The sequence below is a fragment of the Cellulomonas telluris genome, from assembly GCF_004886325.1.
In the GTDB taxonomy this organism is placed as follows: Bacteria; Actinomycetota; Actinomycetes; order Actinomycetales; family Cellulomonadaceae; genus Cellulomonas; species Cellulomonas telluris.
Map to the genome: position 1 here is coordinate 194,369 of NZ_QXFN01000004.1, position 15,906 is coordinate 210,274.

Below are 15,906 nucleotides of genomic sequence, written 5' to 3' on the forward strand. Positions count from 1 at the left end.
CACACCACGCGGCGGTGGTCCGCCCTGCCCGGCCTGCCCATCCCCGCGGGCGTACGGCCGGTGGGTCGCCCGCGACGACCTGGTGCGCTACCTCGAGCGGTACGCGGCTCACCACGGGCTGGACGTGCGGACGGGTGTCGAGGTCGTCCAGGTCGAGCCGTCGGGCACCGGCCGGCGACTGCGCACCGCGGACGGCGACGCGCTCGCGAGCGACGTGGTGGTCGTCGCGACCGGGTACAACCACACGCCGGTGCCGCCCGCCTGGCCCGGCGTCGAGGACTTCGCCGGCACGCTGGTGCACGGGTCGGCGTACCGGGGTGCGCATCGCGCGGACGGTGGCGCGCACGCGGCCGTGAGCTCGCCGCGGGGGCGCGCGTCGGCGCCGTCCGCCCGCGGACCTGCCGGTAGCGCAGGACCGACCTACTCTCGCGGGATGACGGGGGAGCGGCGGGTGCCGGGGGACGGGGACACGCCGACCGCGCCGCAGGCCGGGTCGGCGTGGCGGCGGGCGGCGCAGGCCGTGGCGTCGGCTGCCGTGCTCGCGGTGCCCGTGGCGGCCGTCGCGTGGGCCGTGCGCGCCGAGTCGTCGACCGTGCACCGCCTCGACGTGCGGGCCGTGGCGGCGGCGACGGACGCCACGCGTGACGCGCCCGCCCTGCACGCCGCGCTGGTCGTGTGGCAGGAGGTGACGCAGCCGGTCTGGCTCGTGCTCGCGGGGTGCGCGCTGTGCGCCTGGGTGTGGCGCCGTCGGCAGCTGCCCGGGCGTGCGCTGTGGGGGGCGGTCACGCTGCTCGCCTCGTGGGGCACGACGGCGGCCGTCAAGCTCGTCGTGCACCGGGCCCGGCCGGTCCACGACGACCCGCTCGCGCACGCCGGCGGGTTCAGCTTCCCCTCCGGGCACGCGAACATGGCCGCGACCGCGGGCGTCGTGCTCACGGTCGTCGCGTGGCCGCTGCTGGGCCGCCGGGGGCGCGTGCTGGTGCCGACCGTCGCCGCTGCCGTGGCGGCCGTGACCGCCGCGGACCGGGTGCTCCTCGGCGTGCACCACCCGTCCGACGTCGTCGCGGGGCTGCTGCTCGGGAGCGCGGTCGCGGTCGGCTCGTGGCTCGCCTACCGGGGGGACGAGCGGCCCGGCTGGCGCGTCCCCTCCTCGTCGGGCCGACCGCCCCGCGCGGCGCCGCGCAGGGAGCCGGTGCCGTGACCCACCCGGACGGAGACCTGCTGCGCGACCGCGCGCACGCCTGCCTCGCAGGCGTCGCCCTCGGGGACGCGCTCGGCATGCCGGTCGAGGGGTGGACGCGCGAGCGGATCGCCGCCGAGCACGGCCGCGTGGACCGCCTGCTGCCCGGCACCGAGCGCGGCGTGCCGGCCGGCACCGTCACGGACGACACCGAGCAGACGCTCATGCTCGTCGACGCGCTCGTCGAGACCGGTGGTGCGGCGCAGGCGGAGGTGGTGACGCGCCACCTGCTCGCCTGGGTCGACGCGGCCGGCGCCCGCGCCGCCGCCGTCATCGGCCCCAGCACCGCCGCCGCCCTCGCGCTGCTGCGCGCCGGCGCCGACCCGCGCACCACCGGCCGCGGCGGACGCACGAACGGTGCGGCGATGCGCATCACGCCGGTCGGCGTCGTCGTCCCGCCGGACGACCTCGGGGCGCTGGTCGACGCCGTCGAGGAGACGTGCGTGATGTCGCACCACACCAGTGAGGCGCTCGCCGCCGCGACCGCGGTCGCCGCCGTCGTGAGCTCGGCGCTCGCCGCACCGACGGCCGGTCTCGCGGCGCACGTCGCGCGCGGCCTCGCCGCGGCGGAGGTCGCGGCGCGCCGCGGCTCACCCGCCGCCGGGCCGGGCGTGCCCGCGGCCCTCGAGGCGGCGCTCGACCTGGCCGAGGCGGTCGACGACGACGAGGACTTCCTGCGCAGGCTCGACACCGAGATCGGCACGTCGGTCGCGGCGGTGGAGTCCGTGCCCGCCGCGTTCGCGTGCCTCGTGCGGGCCGACGCCGACCCCTGGCGTGCGGCGGTGCTCGGCGCCGGCGGGGGCGGGGACGCCGACACGGTGGCGTCCATGGCGGCCGGCATGGCGGGGGCGGTCTCCGGCCTCGCCGCGGTGCCGGCCGAGCCGCTCGCCCGGGTCGTGGCGGTCAACGGGCTCGACCTCGCCGCGGCGGCCGACCGGCTCGTGGCGCTGCGCACGGCCCGCGGGCGGTAGGGGGTGCTGCGCCGCGCGCGTCGCGGCTAGGTTGCGGGGCATGGAGGTGGAGCAGGGGGAACTCGCCGCGCTCGACGGGGCACCCGGTGTCGCGATGCGCATGCTCAGCGCCGGGACGTCGGCCGAGCGCGTCCGCGTCGACCTGGCCGTCCTCGAACCGGGCGCCTCGCTGCCGCGGCACCCGGCGGGTCGTGAGCAGGTGTTCTTCGTCGTGTCCGGGCAGGGGCGGGTGGCCGGGGACGACGACGTCGAGCGGCCGGTCGGCCCCGGGTCGCTCGTGCGGTGGGTGCCCGGCGAGCAGCACACGTCGTGGGCCGACACCCGCATGACCGTCGTCATCGTGCAGCGCGCACCGGTGGACCCGGCGGGGGGTGCGGCGTGACGGTCGACCTCAAGAGGGAGATCCCGTCCTACCGTGCGCGGCGGGGCGAGATCGCCCTCGTCACCGTCCCGCCGCTGCAGTACCTCATGGTCGACGGCCACGGGGACCCGAACACGGCGCCGGAGTACCAGGACGCCCTGCGCACGCTCTACCCGGTGGCGTACACGCTCAAGTTCCTCAGCCGGCGCGAGCTCGGGCGCGACCACGTCGTCATGCCGCTCGAGGCGCTGTGGTGGTCCGACGACATGGCGGCGTTCACCACCTCCCGCGACAAGTCCCGCTGGAGCTGGACCGCGATGATCCTCGTGCCCGACTGGATCGCCGCGGAGCACGTCGAGGACGCCCGCGCCAGGGTCGCGGCGAAGGGCGGCGCACCCGTGCTGGACGCCCTGCGCCTCGAGCGGCTCGACGAGGGCCTGTGCGTCCAGACGCTGCACGTCGGCCCCTACGACGCCGAGGGCCCGGTGCTGGCCGAGATCCACGACCGTTTCGTGCCCGACCACGGCCTGCGGATGACGGGCCGGCACCACGAGGTCTACCTCAGCGACGCCCGCCGGACCGCGCCCGAGCGGCTGCGGACGATCCTGCGCCAGCCGGTCGTGCGGGACGACGCCTGATCGGTCCCGTTCGCGCGCTTTCGCCCCGCGGCGCGACCCCGGCGAGAGCCGGACCGTGGTCCTGGCGGGTGCCCGGCGCCGCCTACGCTGTCCGCCGATGATCACTCGTGCCGAAGGGGCGTACCTGGGCGCCGTGCGCGCGTTCCGGAACCCCATGCTGGACCTGCTGCACAAGCGGCACGCGCCCCTCGTGGTGTCCCTGCTGTCGGTCCTGTTCACGGCCGAGCGCCCCACCGTGCCCGTCGCCGACGCGCACACGGAGATCGCCGACGCCCTGGACCAGCTGCGCGCCGCGGGGCACGGCGACGACCTGCCGGCCGGGTCCGCCCGCGACCTGTGCCGGCAGTGGGCGGACGCGGGGTGGCTGGTGCGGCAGGTGCTCGACGACGACGTCGAGGCCTACCGGCTGTCCGCGCACGCCGTCGGAGCGCTGGAGGTCGCGGGCCGCGCCGGAGGCGCCCGCGCCCGCGTGTCGCAGTCGCGCGTGCGCACGCTCCTCGACGCGGTCGAGCGGCTCGCCCAGGACGCCGACCCGGACGTGCTCGTGCGCATCGCCCGCCTCGACGCCGAGATCGCCCGGCTGCGCGAGGAGCTCGCCCGCCTCGAGCGCACCGGCACGGTCGACCCGGTCGACGACGAGACGCTGCTCGAGGAGGCGGAGAACGTCCTGCACCTCGTGCGCGAGCTGCCCGCGGACTTCGCACGCGTCGCGGAGTCCATCAAGGCCATGCAGCGCGACGTCGTGACGGCCCTGCGCCAGGACGAGCGCCCCACCGGGGCGGTGCTGCGCGAGTACCTCGAGCGCGGCGAGCACGTCATGGAGTCGACCGCCGAGGGGCGTGCCTTCGCGGGGGCCCTGCGGCTCATCGGCGACCCGCAGCGCCTCGACGCGCTCGCGGGGCAGATCGACGTCGTCCTGCGGCACCGCTTCACACGTCGGCTGCCGGCGCAGCAGCGCACGGAGCTGCGCGAGATCGTCCGTCGGATCGAGCAGGGCCTGGACCAGGTGTTCGCCGCGCAGCGTGAGGCGTCCTACGTCATCACCGCACAGGTGCGTCACCACGACCCGCTGCGCGACCGGCAGGTCGACGCGCTGCTGCGCGACGTGATGGCCGGGCTGCAGGAGTGGGTGCCGGGTGCGCGCCGCGGGCAGCCGGTCGAGCCGCTGCGCCGCCTGCCCGTCGCCGAGGTCGAGCACCTGCGCCAGAGCGTCGGGGACCCGCGGCCGCCGGAGCCGCCCGCACCGCTGACGGACTGGGACGACGAGCTGGACGCGGTCGCCGCCCACGACGAGGCGCGCGCGTGGGGCGGGCCGCACTACGCGGAGCTGGAGGCGCACCTGCACGCGTCCGCGGGCGCGGACGGGACGGCCGACGTCGCCGCGGCGTTCCGGTCGGCGCCGTCGGACGCGCGCCGGCCGGTGGACCTGCTCGGGCTGCTGGAGATCGCGCACCGGCACGGCATGACGGAGACCGGGGAGGTCGCGTTCGTCGACGCGGTCCGCCCCGACGGGACGGCGCGGCGCCTGGCGTTCGGCGCGGTGACCACGCGGATCGGGGACGACGATGAGTGAGACGACGGACGTGACGGACGTCGAGGAGGCGTCCGGCGACGTCGCGGCCGAGGAGCGCGAGGCGGCGTTCATCGCCCCCGTGCCCATGGAGGAGGACCCCGCCGAGCTCTTCGCGGGCGACACCGGCACGCTCGACGCGGACGTGCGGCGCGTGCTCGTGCGCCTGCTGCAGCGCCGCTTCCTGCTGGCCGAGCGCAGCCCCGCCCAGTGGCGCACGCTCCTGGAGAACCAGCAGGTCGTCGAGTCGCGCCTGCACGACCTGTTCGTCCGGCTCGTCGTCGACCACGAGCGCGGCGTGGCGTACAAGCAGCAGGTCCGCTCGGCGGAGCTCGACGTGCCGGTGCTGCTGCGCGACGACGCCTACAGCCGCGCCGAGACCCTCGTCCTGGTGCACCTGCGCACGGTCTACCAGCGTGGGCAGGGCGCCGGGCAGACGTCGGTGCGGGTGGACGTCGAGGAGATCGAGCAGACCGCGCTGACGTACTTCGACGCCGACGACACGAACGTCGCCGCGCACCAGCGGGAGATCCGCGCCGCCGTCGCGCGCCTGGCCAAGGAGGGCATCGTCGAGGAGGAGTCCGAGGGGCGGTACCGGGTGTCGCCGCTCGTGGAGATCGTGCTGAGCACGGAGCGGCTCGGCGAGCTGCGCACGTGGCTGCGCGCGCAGACGGAGGTGGCCCGATGACGATGGTCGACACGCTGTTCGGGCTCGTCCCGTCCGCGTCGACGGGGCAGCAGTGGGTCGCGCGCGACCTGCAGCTGGTGAACTGGGGCGGCTACGACGGGCACCACCGCGTGCGCCTCGCGTCGACGGCGACGCTGCTGTCCGGCGGGTCCGGCTCCGGCAAGTCCACGCTCATGGACGCGTACATCGCGCTGCTCATGCCGCACACGACGCCGTTCAACGGCGCCTCGAACGGCGGCGTCGTCGGGCGCCCGCGCGGCAAGGACCAGCGCAACATCCTGTCCTACGCGCGCGGCAAGCTCGACGAGTCCCGCACGGACGACGGCACGCGCGAGCGCGTGCTGCGCGGCGACGGTCGGGACACGTGGACGGCGATCGCGATGACGTGGGCGGACCAGTCCGGGGCCGAGCTGACCGCCGTGCGGGCCTGGTACGTGCCGTCGGCGGCCCGCACGCTGGAGGACGTCGTCGCGGTGCGCGCGACCGTCGACGGAGCGTTCGACCTGCGGGAGCTGGAGGCGGCCGCCGCGCAGCGGCTCGCGCGCCCGGCGGTCACCGCGACGGGGCTCGCGTGCTTCGACACCGACCGGGAGTTCACGGCCCGGCTGCACACCTCCCTCGGCATCGGCGCGTCGGGGGACGGCGGCAAGGCCGTCGCGCTGCTCGGCCGCATCCAGGCCGGTCAGCAGATCACGACCGTGGACGCGCTGTACAAGGCGATGGTGCTCGAGGAGCCCGACACGTTCGCGACGGCGGACGCCGTGGTCGAGCAGTTCGACAAGCTCAGCGGCACCCGCGAGCAGATGGTCACGGCCCGTCAGCAGGTGCGGGCGCTGGAGCCGATCCGCGAGCACCGCGCCGCGATCGAGGCGGGCGCCGAGCGGCTGCGCGTCATCGAGGCGATCGGCCGGTTCGAGGACGCGGGCTCGCCGGCCGCGCTGTGGCGCGACGAGCGCCGGCTCGCACTCGTGCGCGACGTCGAGGCGGACCTGCAGCGGCGGCACGGGCAGGCCCAGCGGCTCGCCCTGGAGACGAGCGCACGCATCGACGCCGCGCGCTCGGAGCTCGACGGCGTGCGGGAGACGCTCTGGGCGTCCGGCGGGGACCAGCTGGCCCGTGCCCAGCGTGAGCTGCGCGTGGTCGGGTCCCGGCTGGAGGAGGTCGGCCGCGCCCGTCGTCGCCTCGACGAGGTGCTCACCGGTGCGCTCGGGACGGGCGTGGGGACGCAGGCCGAGTTCGAGGCCCTCGTCGCGCGCGGGCAGGCCGCCCTGCAGGACACGGACGCGAAGGAGTCGGCCCGGCGGGCGCTGTTCGACGCGATGTCGGAGCGCAAGGAGGCCGCCGCCGACCTCGAGGCCCTGCGGGGCGAGGTGGCCGCCGCCGCACGGCGCCGCGACAACCTGCCCGAGGACCTGCACGGGGCGCGGGCCGCGCTCGCCGCCGCCGCCGGGCTCACCGTCGACGACCTGCCGTTCGTCGCCGAGCTCGTCGAGGTCCGCACGGAGCACGAGCCGTGGCGGGAGGCGTTCAACCTCGCCCTGGGCGGGTTCGCGACGCTCCTGCTCATCGACGTGGCGCACCTGCAGGCGTTCCGGCGCGCGATCGACACGGTGCCGGTCGGGCGGCGGATCCGCTTCGAGGGCGTCCCGACGGGGCTGCGCGACGACGCCGGCGTCGACGCGCGCACGCTCCCGGGCCGGCTCGACTACCGCACGAGCCCCTTCACCGGCTGGCTCAAGGGCGAGCTCGCGTCGCGGTACGCGTACGTGTGCGTCGACACCCCGGGCGAGCTCGCGCAGCACGCGAAGGCGCTGACGCGCACGGGCCAGGTCTCCGAGGGCACGCGGGGCGCGCACGGCGGCCAGGGACGGGCGAACGTCCTCGGCTTCACGAACACCCGCCGCCTGGCGCACCTGGAGGAGCAGGTCGCCCGCGCCGAGCAGCGGCTGGCCCTCGCGGAGGCGCAGGTCGCCGAGGCGGGCGCCCGGATGGACCGGCACGAGGCCGCGCTGCGCGCGTACGCGACGGTCCTCGAGGTGACGTGGGAGCAGGTCGACGTCGACGCCGTCGAGGCCGAGCGGGCCCGCTGGGACCGTGTCGTCACCGAGGTCACCGCCGGCAACCCCGAGGTGGTGCGCCTGCAGGGACGTGCCGCGGAGCTCGACGTCCTCGTGCAGGACCTGACCGAGCGGCTCGGGCGCACCAAGGGCGACGCCGAGGAGCTCGAGCGGCGCTGGTCCGCCACGACGGACGAGGTCGACGCCGCCCAGCTCGCGCTCGACGCGGCGCAGCAGGCGGGCACGACCCTCGACCCGGCGCACCGCGCCTACCTCGACGCGCTCCTGGACGACGCGCCGGACGCCCGGCCGGCGGGCGACCAGGGTGACCCGGTCGCCGTCCTCGCCGCGTTCGACGCCGTCGTCGCGCGCGCCGCGGACGTGCTGCGGGCGGACCGGCAGGCGGCGCAGCAGGCGGTCGCGAACGCGCGGGACGCCCTGCGGCGGACCTTCGAGACGTTCGTCGAGCGCTGGCACGACCCCAACCTCGGCACCGACCCGGACACCTCGTACGCGGACTTCGAGCGCATCCTCACCGAGCTCGAGACGAACGGGCTGCACGAGCTCGAGGCGGAGTGGCGCAAGAGCCTGCTGCGTCTGTCCGGCAACGACCTCACGGACCTGCACAACGCGCTCGCCCGGTCCGTGCGCGAGATCAAGGAGCGCATCGGCCCCGTCAACGAGATCCTCGCGGACCTGCCGTTCGCGGACGACGACCACCGGCTGCGCATCGACGCCCGCGACACCCAGTCCGCGGTCGTGGCCCGCTTCCGCAAGGAGCTGCGCGACCTGCGCGAGCTGCTCGCCACGGAGGCCACCGACGCGGAGCGGGAGCGCCGCTACGCGCGCATGGCGAAGGTCGTCGACCGCATCCGCCGCACGTCGCCCGACTTCGCGGACCTGGTCGACGTGCGCAGGCACGTGCGCCTGTCGGCGGAGAAGGTCGACCTCGACGGCAACCACGTCGCGCTGTACGACCACATCGGCGAGAAGTCCGGCGGCGAGTCGCAGGAGCTCGTGGCGTTCATCGTCGGCGCCGCGCTGCGCTACCAGCTCGGCGACGCCGGCGCGGAGCGCCCCCGCTACGCGCCGGTGTTCCTCGACGAGGCCCTCATCAAGGCCGACGCCCGGTTCACGGGCCGGGCGATCGGCGCGTGGCGCGGGCTGGGCTTCCAGCTCGTCATCGGCGCCCCGAACGACAAGTTCAGCGCGCTCGAGCCGCACGTCGACGTCGCGTACGTCGTGCTCAAGGACGGGTCGGGCCGGTCGCGCACGACCCCGGTGGCCGGGGTCGCACCGGACGCCGAGGCCGGGTGACGCCGTCCGCGTCACCCGGCACCCGCGGCGTCACCAGGCCGCGGCCGACGCCAGCCCGATCAGGTACTCCTCCCACACCTGCCCGGCGGCGGGGCCGCCGTTGCACGTGCCGTCCGAGAGCCCGACGGTCTTGACCCACAGGTTCGCGACGTGCGGACCCGTGCGCGTCGCGCCCGGCGGGGTGCCCAGCGCGCGCCCCGGCGGGTTGCACCAGACGGTGCCCTCCGGGCCGGCGAGCGGCCCGTTGCCGTTGCGGGACGTGTCGACGACGAACGCGGCGCCGCCGAGCAGCGCGGACAGGTAGGTGCCGTAGGCCACCTCGTGCTCGGTGCGCTGGAAGTTCGAGGTGTTGACGGCGAACCCGGCGCCCTGGTCCACGCCGGCGGCCCGCAGGCGCAGCGCCATCTCCTGCAGCGAGGCGGTGCCCCAGCCGAAGCTGTTGCTGCTGCCGGCGTCCAGGTAGACCTCCGCACCGGCGGCGGCGTAGGCGCGCACGGACCGCTTCAGCAGCGCGAGCCGCTCGTCGCGGTCCCCGCAGCGCTCGAGGTGCAGCAGCGCGTCCGGCTCGACGACGACGACGGCGCGCGCACCGACCAGGCCGGCGGCGACGGCGTCCACCCACGCCGAGTACTCGGCCGCGGTGGCGAACCCGCCGGCGGAGTGGTTGCCGCAGTCGCGGTCGGGGATCGCGTAGGTCACGAAGACCGGGGTGCGGAGCGCGGCGCGGGCGGCGGCGGCGTACGCGCGGACGGTCGCCGTCGAGTCGGCGGGGCTCAGCCAGCGGGACGAGACGTGCGCGGCGCCCTTGTCCAGCAGGTCGGCCTCGGCGGTGCGGCCCGCGTCGCGGGCGGCCCGGGCCGCCTCGGCGACCGGCGAGGTCGGGTCCACGTAGGGCGGCGCGGACGACAGGTAGGTCCGGTACGTGCGCAGGCCGGTGCCGCCGTCGAGGGTGCTGCCGGAGGTCGACGTGGACGGGCCGGGCAGCGGCTCGGGCAGCGGCAGGTGCACGACGGCGGGGACGCGCTCGGTCGTCGGCGCGGTGGTCGGCGTCGGCGTCGACCAGACCGCCTCGCCGGTCGACGCGATCAGGTAGGCGCGCGCGTGGTCCTTGACGACCAGCCGCGCGCCGGCGGACGCGGTGCCGGACGACCACGCGCGCGTCCCGTCGGGCGCCGTGACCCGCAGCTCGCCGCCGGGCGTCACGGTCGCGGACGCACCGGGACGCCCGGTGACGGCCTGCCACACCGTGCGGCCGCCCGCGGTGACCGCGAGCGTGCCGTCGGTGCCCATGACGAGCCGCGCGGACCCGTCGGGGCTCGTGATCGACTCGCCGGGCAGCAGCAGGCCGCCGCTGTGCACGCGGTCCCTGCCGGTGGTGCGCAGGGCGGGACCGTCCACGGTGCTCTTCCACGCGACGCGGTGGGCCGTGTCGATGGTGTAGAGCACGCCCTCGGGCTTCAGCACGGAACGCGCGCCCGCGGCGGCGGTTCCGGTGCTCCAGACGACCGCCCCACCGGGCGCGACGACCTCCAGGGCGCCCGAGGGCTGCTGGACGAGCCGTGCGCCGGCGTGGCCGGTGGTGCCCGTGTGCCACAGCACCCGCCCGGCCAGGCGCAGCGTCACGTCGCCGTCGGCCTGCACGGCGAGCTCGTGCTCGCTGCCGGCGGCGCGCAGGACGGCGCCGGGGGCGAGCTGCTGCCCGGACGTGAGCCGGTCGGACGGGGGCGACGTCATCGCGTGCGACGGTACGGCCAGCGCGACCGACGCGAGCAGGGCGGTCGCGACGGTCGTGGCGAGGGTCAGGAGGCGGGCGGGGCGGGCGGGGCGGGGGAGTGCGGGGTGCATGCGGTGTCCTCGGATGGTCGAACGCTCGCCCTCCCATCGTCACCTGGACGGGTGACCTGAGCACCTGTCCGAGTCGTGGGACGGACGTCACGTCGCCCGCGCCCGGACCGTGCCGGTACGCCCCGCTGCGCCCCGCGCCGCTCGCCGTTCTGCCCTCAGCGGAGCGCCCCGCCGCCACCCGGTTCCCACGGCTAGCGTCGGTCCATGCCGCACGACGTCGTCGCCCTCGTCCCGCACCGTCGGCGCCCGACCGCGTGGCGCCGCACCATCGGCGCCCTGCTGCGTGCGGAGCGCGAGCGCCAGGGCCTGCGCCTGGCGGACGTCGCCGAGCGCGCGCGGCTGTCGCCGCAGTACCTGTCCGAGGTCGAGCGCGGGCTGAAGGAGCCGTCGTCGGAGGTGCTCGCCGCGCTGACCGACGCGCTCGGCCTCACGCTGGTGGACCTGGCGCAGGGCATCGTGGACGCGCTGGGCGCGCCCGCGGCGTCCGGCCGCGCCGGGCGGGCGGTGCTCACCCTGACGTCGTCGCCGCAGCCCGCCGTGACCGTCGCCCGCCCGGCGGGCGCCCCGCCGGGCGCGCACCTGCTGGCCGCCTGACGCCGCGGCCCGGTCAGCGCGGACGGGTCGCCAGCACCTCGTCCACCAGCCCGTACGCCACGGCCTGCTCCGCGGTGAGGACGCGGTCCCGGTCGGTGTCGCGGCGCAGCGTCGCGACGTCCCTGCCGGTGTGCCGCGACAGCACCTCCTCGAGCTGGCCGCGCACGCGCACGACCTCGTCCGCCGCGAGGATCAGGTCCGGGATGGTGCCCTGCCCGCGGGTCGAGGGCTGGTGCAGCACCACGCGCCCGTGCGCGAGGATCGCGCGCCGCCCCGGGGCGCCCCCGGCGAGCAGCACCGCCGCCGGACCGGCCGCCTGCCCGACGCACGTGGTGGCGACCGGCGCCCGCACGTACTGCATCGCGTCGTAGACCGCGAGCATCGCCGACGGCGACCCCCCGGGGGAGTTGACGTACAGCTGGATCGGCAGCTCGCTCTCCGACTCCAGGTGCAGCAGCTGCGCGACGAGGACGTTCGCGACGCCGTCGTCGATCTCGGTGCCGAGGTAGACGATGCGCTCGGACAGCAGCCGGCTGAACACGTCCGAGGTGCGCTCCACGCCGGCGCGGCGCTCGGTCACGTAGGGGATCGTGTAGGTGCTCACGGCCGCACCCCCACGCGCGGTGCGACCGCCGCGGGACGGACGTCGGCGAGCGAGCCGACGACCGCGTCGACGAACCCGTAGTCCAGCGCCTCCTGGGCGCTGAACCAGCGGTCCCGCAGCGAGTCCTCGCGGATCCGCTCGACCGGCTGGCCCGTGTGCTGCGCGACGAGGCCGAGCACCGTGTCGCGGGTGGCCCGCAGGTCGTCGGCCTGCAGCTCGACGTCGACGGCGGACCCGCCGATGCCGGCCGACCCCTGGTGCAGCAGGACGCGTGCGTGCGGCAGCGCGAACCGCTTGCCCGGCGTGCCGGCCGACAGCAGGAACTGCCCGGCGCTGGCGGCCATGCCCGCCGCGACCGTGCGCACGTCGTTCGGGATCAGGCGCATGACGTCGTGGATCGCGAGCATCGCCGGCACCGAGCCGCCCGGCGAGCTGATCCACAGCGTGACGTCGGTGCGGGGGTCCTCGGCGGACAGCAGGAGCAGCTGGGCCGCGATGCGGTGGCCGTTGTGCTCGTCGAGCGCGGTGCTCAGGACGACGATGCGCTCGTACGCGAGCCGCGCGAGCAGCTCGTCGTCGTAGGGGCGGGTGGCGGTGGAGGTGCTCATGCCCCCACCCTGCGCCTGTGGGGCGCGGGTTCGCGGACCGCGCTGCCGACGGCGGATCCGCCCTCGGCAGCGCCTAGGCTCGGTGCCCGTGAGCAGCACCGCGTCCGGCACCGTCAGCACGACCACCGTCGGGGACGCCGGGGCGCCGGTCGTGTTCCTGCACGGGCTCTTCGGGCAGGGGCGCAACTTCACGCAGGTCGCCAAGGCGCTCGTGCCGGCGTACCGGTCGCTGCTGGTCGACCTGCCGAACCACGGCCGCTCGGCCTGGACCGAGCGGTTCGACTACGGCGAGACGGCGGACCTGGTCGCGGCCCACCTGCGCGAGGGGTTCGCCGCCGACGGCCCCGTGCACGTCGTCGGCCACTCGATGGGCGGCAAGGTCGCGATGCTGCTGGCGCTGCGCCACCCCGAGCTGGTGGACCGGCTCGTCGTCGCGGACATCGCCCCCGCGTCGGGCGGTTCCCTGGGGGAGTTCGCCCACCTGCTCGACAGCCTCGCCGCGCTCGACCTGGCCACGCTGACCCGCCGCGCCGAGGCGGACGAGCGGCTCGCGGAGCGCGTGGACGACCCGCGCGTGCGGGGCTTCCTGCTGCAGAACCTGCGCGCCGACGGCGCGGGCTTCCGGTGGCAGGCCAACCTCGACCTGCTGCGCCGCGAGCTGGCGACGATCGGCGGGTTCCCCGACACGGGCGACGCCGTCTTCGACCACCCGGTGCTGTGGGTCGCGGGGGACCGGTCCGACTACGTGCGGCCCGAGCACGGCCCTGCGATGCGCCGGCTGTTCCCGCGCACGACCCTCGTGACGCTCAAGGGTGCGGGGCACTGGGTGCACTCCGAGCAGCCCGAGGCCTTCGTCTCGGCGCTGCGCACGTTCCTGGGCGCCGCGGACCGCTGAGCAGCGGCGGCCGCCTCGTCCCTCAGACGTCGTCCGCGCGCAGTCCCCGCTCGGCGTGCAGGCCGCGGTACACGGCGGTGCGCAGCTCCACGGCGTACGCCTCGCGCTGCGGCATGCGCAGGTCGCGCGCGACGGCGATCTCCGCCTCCACGTCGTAGGGCACGCGCACCACCTGCAGCGCGAACGGCGCCGACCGGTCCCCGCCCGGCTCGCCCTCGAGCACCACGTACGACGCCGTCGGCTCGTCGAGGGGGTTGCCGACGCTGCCCACGTTGAACAGGGTGCGCCCGTCCTGCGTCTCGACGTACGTGTCGTGCACGTCGCCGTACCCGACCATCTGCGGCGCCGGCCCGTCGCCGGTCAGCTCGGTCGTGGCGAACGCGCCGTCGAACTCCTCGACGGTGTGGTGGAAGTGCACGCGCACGTGCACCGAGCGCGCCGAGGCGTGCAGGAGCCGGATGCGCCGACCGCTGAGGTCCAGGTGGTGCACGAGCGGCAGGCCCCGCAGCCACGCCCTGTCCTCGGCCGTCAGCTCGTCGTGCCACCACGTCAGCGCCTCGTCGCGGACCGTGTCGGGGTGGGGCAGGAAGTCGTCCCAGTTGCCCCGCACCGTCACCGCGCAGCGCTCGCGGCTGCGCGCGACGGCGGCGGAGCCCCGGGGTCCCTTGCCGACGACGTCGCCCAGGTTGAGCACCGTGCCGATGCCGCGTGCGTCGATGTCGCGCAGCACCGTGTCGAACGCCGTCATGTTGCCGTGCACGTCCGACAGCACCGCGATCCGCTCCACCGGCACGCTCCTCTCCACGCCCGCCGCGACCCTATCCGCCGCGGGGTGAGGAGGGGCCGGTCAGGCGGGGACCGGGGTGGGGACGCGGGACGCGAGCTCGTGCAGCGCGTCGAGCAGGACGCGGTTGAAGGCGGCCGGGGCGTGGCTGTTGACGTCGTGACCGGCGCGCGGCACCACGGTGAGGCGGACGCCGGGCAGCGCGCGCAGGTACCGCCGCTCGTCGAGGCGCAGCGGGTCGCGCCGGCCGTTGACCACCCACACCGGCACGAGGAGGCGGCGCAGGTCCCGCAGCGGCGAGTAGCCCGCCAGCGCGGCGAGCATGTCGGCCACGACGTGCCACGTGCCCTGCCCCAGCCCGAGCCACCGGGTCACGTGCGTCGACGCGTGCCGGTACAGGCCCAGCGGCTTGCCCTTGATCTCCGTCGAGCAGCCGGCGAGGACGACGCCCGCGAGCTTGCCCTCGTGCCGCCCGGCGTACGCGAGCGAGGCGTACCCGCCGAGGGAGAGGCCGACCAGCAGCGGCGGCACGGTGCACGCGCTGACCGCGTCGTCGATCGCCGCGAGCGCGCCCTCGAGGGTGAACCGCTCCCCGCTGCGCGCGCCGTGGCCGGGCAGGTCGATCGCGTGGGCGGTGTGGCCGCCCTGGCGCAGCGCGGCGACCTGGGCCTGCCAGATCGCCGAGGACGTACGGGTGCCGTGGACGAGCACGATGGGGCGGATGGGGACCTCCTGGGTCTGCGCCCCGGACGACCGGGGGCGTCGTCCGGGGACCCGTCGAGGCTAGCCCGCGCTCCTGAGCCCTCCCTGAGCGTCGGGTCCCTCAGGTGCCCGCCCACCGGTGCACGAGGGCGAGGGTCTGCGGCACGTACCCGCCGCCGAAGAGCAGCGCGTGCACCGCGAGCGGGTACAGCTGGTGCAGGGTCACGCGGTGGCGCCACCCGCGGGTCAGCGGATGCACCTCCTGGTAGCCGGCGAGCACCTCGTCCAGGTGGGGCAGCCCGAACAGTGCGAGCATCGCCAGGTCCGTCTCGCGGTGGCCGCCGTGCGCCGCGGGGTCGATGAGCGTCACGCCGTCGGGCGTCCAGACGAGGTTGCCGGACCACAGGTCCCCGTGCAGCCGCGCCGGCGGGTCGTCGTCGTCCCACGCGCCGGCGCGCAGCCGCTCCGCGAGGCGCGCGAACGCGGCGTCGTCCTGCGGTGCGGTGCGTCCCGCCGCGCGCAGCGCCGACGCCGCCGGCTCCAGCCGGCACTCCGCGAGGAAGGCGCCCCAGGACGTGTGCGCACCCCACGGCATCGGCAGCGGGGCGTCGAGCGGGCCGAAGAAGCCGTCCCCGGACCATCCGCGCGGTGGTGCACCGAAGGCCGCCGCCCCCGCGTCGTGCGTCCGGGCGAGGGCGGCGCCGAACGCCCGCGCGGCGGCCGGGTCCGGCCGCACCGACCCCAGCCGCACCAGGTCGAGGTGGTCGTCCGCCACGTCGAGCACCTCGACGACCCGGGCCCCGCCCGGGACGCGCAGCCACTCCAGGCCCGCGGCCTCGCACGCGAAGAAGCCGGCCGGGGCGTCCGCCCGCGCCTTGCGGTGCACCGCGGGGGAGGGCTCGCCGGGGCGGGACGTCCGGGTCATGGCCGCCACGGTAGGCGCGGTGCGCGCCGTCGGCCCCCGCGGGGCGCACGGCACCGGCAGACTGGGGTGAGCGGCGTCACACCCCCGACGCCGCACTGCCGCGCCAC

Annotated in this window: 15 protein-coding genes; 9 read left to right on the top strand and 6 right to left on the bottom strand. The window is 76.5% G+C overall.

Going from position 1 to position 15,906, the window contains the following annotated elements:
• Positions 1–82: 82 nt before the first annotated feature.
• The 7 genes from FB586_RS13180 to FB586_RS13210 all read left to right on the top strand — a co-directional run bounded on the left by FB586_RS13180 (position 83) and on the right by FB586_RS13210 (position 8,842).
• Positions 83–1,201 carry a phosphatase PAP2 family protein gene (locus tag FB586_RS13180; protein ID WP_246036755.1) on the top strand — a complete coding sequence of 373 codons (1,119 nt, stop codon included), beginning with the start codon at positions 83–85 and terminating at the stop codon, positions 1,199–1,201.
• Positions 1,198–2,211 carry an ADP-ribosylglycohydrolase family protein gene (locus FB586_RS13185; protein WP_136519801.1) on the top strand — a complete coding sequence of 338 codons (1,014 nt, stop codon included), beginning with the start codon at positions 1,198–1,200 and terminating at the stop codon, positions 2,209–2,211. The genes FB586_RS13180 and FB586_RS13185 overlap by 4 nt, the downstream gene beginning before the upstream one ends.
• 40 nt (positions 2,212–2,251) lie before the next feature.
• Positions 2,252–2,593: a cupin domain-containing protein gene (locus tag FB586_RS13190; protein WP_136519802.1), complete on the top strand. Its 342-nt coding sequence runs from the start codon at positions 2,252–2,254 to the stop codon at positions 2,591–2,593.
• Positions 2,590–3,210, top strand: coding sequence for a GyrI-like domain-containing protein (locus FB586_RS13195; RefSeq protein ID WP_136519803.1), 621 nt, complete (start codon positions 2,590–2,592; stop codon positions 3,208–3,210). The genes FB586_RS13190 and FB586_RS13195 overlap by 4 nt, the downstream gene beginning before the upstream one ends.
• Before the next feature lie 97 nt (positions 3,211–3,307).
• Positions 3,308–4,783: a DUF3375 domain-containing protein gene (locus FB586_RS13200; protein ID WP_136519804.1), complete on the top strand. Its 1,476-nt coding sequence runs from the start codon at positions 3,308–3,310 to the stop codon at positions 4,781–4,783.
• The gene (locus FB586_RS13205; RefSeq protein ID WP_136519805.1) at positions 4,776–5,468 is read left to right on the top strand and encodes a DUF4194 domain-containing protein; all 693 of its coding nucleotides are present in this window, start codon (positions 4,776–4,778) and stop codon (positions 5,466–5,468) included. Before FB586_RS13200 ends, FB586_RS13205 begins: the two co-directional genes overlap by 8 nt.
• Positions 5,465–8,842, top strand: a complete 3,378-nt coding sequence (locus FB586_RS13210) for an ATP-binding protein (RefSeq protein WP_136519806.1) — start codon at positions 5,465–5,467, stop codon at positions 8,840–8,842. The genes FB586_RS13205 and FB586_RS13210 overlap by 4 nt, the downstream gene beginning before the upstream one ends.
• 30 nt (positions 8,843–8,872) lie before the next feature.
• Here the strand turns inward: FB586_RS13210 and FB586_RS13215 are convergent, their stop codons facing one another.
• A complete protein-coding gene (locus FB586_RS13215; RefSeq protein WP_136519807.1) occupies positions 8,873–10,687 on the bottom strand; it encodes a glycoside hydrolase family 6 protein in 1,815 nt (604 codons plus the stop codon).
• 204 nt (positions 10,688–10,891) lie between these two features.
• Here FB586_RS13215 and FB586_RS13220 point away from each other — a divergent pair, with 204 nt between their 5' ends.
• The gene (locus FB586_RS13220) at positions 10,892–11,281 is read left to right on the top strand and encodes a helix-turn-helix domain-containing protein (protein WP_136519808.1); all 390 of its coding nucleotides are present in this window, start codon (positions 10,892–10,894) and stop codon (positions 11,279–11,281) included.
• A gap of 13 nt (positions 11,282–11,294) precedes the next feature.
• Here FB586_RS13220 and FB586_RS13225 read toward each other — a convergent pair whose 3' ends face one another.
• Together FB586_RS13225 and FB586_RS13230 are read right to left on the bottom strand one after the other, a co-directional pair.
• Positions 11,295–11,885 (bottom strand): ClpP family protease, encoded by a 591-nt coding sequence (locus FB586_RS13225; RefSeq protein WP_136519809.1) that lies wholly within the window; start codon positions 11,883–11,885, stop codon positions 11,295–11,297.
• Positions 11,882–12,493: a ClpP family protease gene (locus tag FB586_RS13230; protein WP_136519810.1), complete on the bottom strand. Its 612-nt coding sequence runs from the start codon at positions 12,491–12,493 to the stop codon at positions 11,882–11,884. The genes FB586_RS13225 and FB586_RS13230 overlap by 4 nt, the downstream gene beginning before the upstream one ends.
• Positions 12,494–12,581: 88 nt before the next feature.
• On the opposite strand from FB586_RS13230, the gene FB586_RS13235 reads away from it, so the two are divergent.
• Positions 12,582–13,388 carry an alpha/beta fold hydrolase gene (locus FB586_RS13235; protein ID WP_246036756.1) on the top strand — a complete coding sequence of 269 codons (807 nt, stop codon included), beginning with the start codon at positions 12,582–12,584 and terminating at the stop codon, positions 13,386–13,388.
• A 22-nt stretch (positions 13,389–13,410) separates the two neighbouring features.
• On the opposite strand, the gene FB586_RS13240 is transcribed toward FB586_RS13235, so the two are convergent.
• The 3 genes from FB586_RS13240 to FB586_RS13250 all read right to left on the bottom strand — a co-directional run bounded on the left by FB586_RS13240 (position 13,411) and on the right by FB586_RS13250 (position 15,799).
• On the bottom strand, positions 13,411–14,193 hold the full coding sequence (locus FB586_RS13240; RefSeq protein WP_281276676.1) for a metallophosphoesterase family protein: 783 nt from the start codon (positions 14,191–14,193) through the stop codon (positions 13,411–13,413).
• Between the two features lie 42 nt (positions 14,194–14,235).
• Complete coding sequence (locus tag FB586_RS13245) at positions 14,236–14,883, bottom strand: alpha/beta fold hydrolase (protein WP_136519812.1); 648 nt, start codon at positions 14,881–14,883, stop codon at positions 14,236–14,238.
• Between the two features lie 112 nt (positions 14,884–14,995).
• Positions 14,996–15,799 carry a fructosamine kinase family protein gene (locus FB586_RS13250; RefSeq protein ID WP_136519813.1) on the bottom strand — a complete coding sequence of 268 codons (804 nt, stop codon included), beginning with the start codon at positions 15,797–15,799 and terminating at the stop codon, positions 14,996–14,998.
• Between the last annotated feature and the right edge of the window lie 107 nt (positions 15,800–15,906).

Excerpts from the sequence above, each read along its gene's own strand:
- FB586_RS13220 (WP_136519808.1), top strand. The coding sequence starts at position 10,892 with ATGCCGCACGACGTCGTCGCCCTCGTCCCGCACCGTCGGCGCCCGACC.
- FB586_RS13200 (WP_136519804.1), top strand. The coding sequence starts at position 3,308 with ATGATCACTCGTGCCGAAGGGGCGTACCTGGGCGCCGTGCGCGCGTTC.
- FB586_RS13230 (WP_136519810.1), bottom strand. The coding sequence starts at position 12,493 with ATGAGCACCTCCACCGCCACCCGCCCCTACGACGACGAGCTGCTCGCG.
- FB586_RS13215 (WP_136519807.1), bottom strand. The coding sequence starts at position 10,687 with ATGCACCCCGCACTCCCCCGCCCCGCCCGCCCCGCCCGCCTCCTGACC.
- FB586_RS13250 (WP_136519813.1), bottom strand. The coding sequence starts at position 15,799 with ATGACCCGGACGTCCCGCCCCGGCGAGCCCTCCCCCGCGGTGCACCGC.
- FB586_RS13190 (WP_136519802.1), top strand. The coding sequence starts at position 2,252 with ATGGAGGTGGAGCAGGGGGAACTCGCCGCGCTCGACGGGGCACCCGGT.
- FB586_RS13205 (WP_136519805.1), top strand. The coding sequence starts at position 4,776 with ATGAGTGAGACGACGGACGTGACGGACGTCGAGGAGGCGTCCGGCGAC.
- FB586_RS13210 (WP_136519806.1), top strand. The coding sequence starts at position 5,465 with ATGACGATGGTCGACACGCTGTTCGGGCTCGTCCCGTCCGCGTCGACG.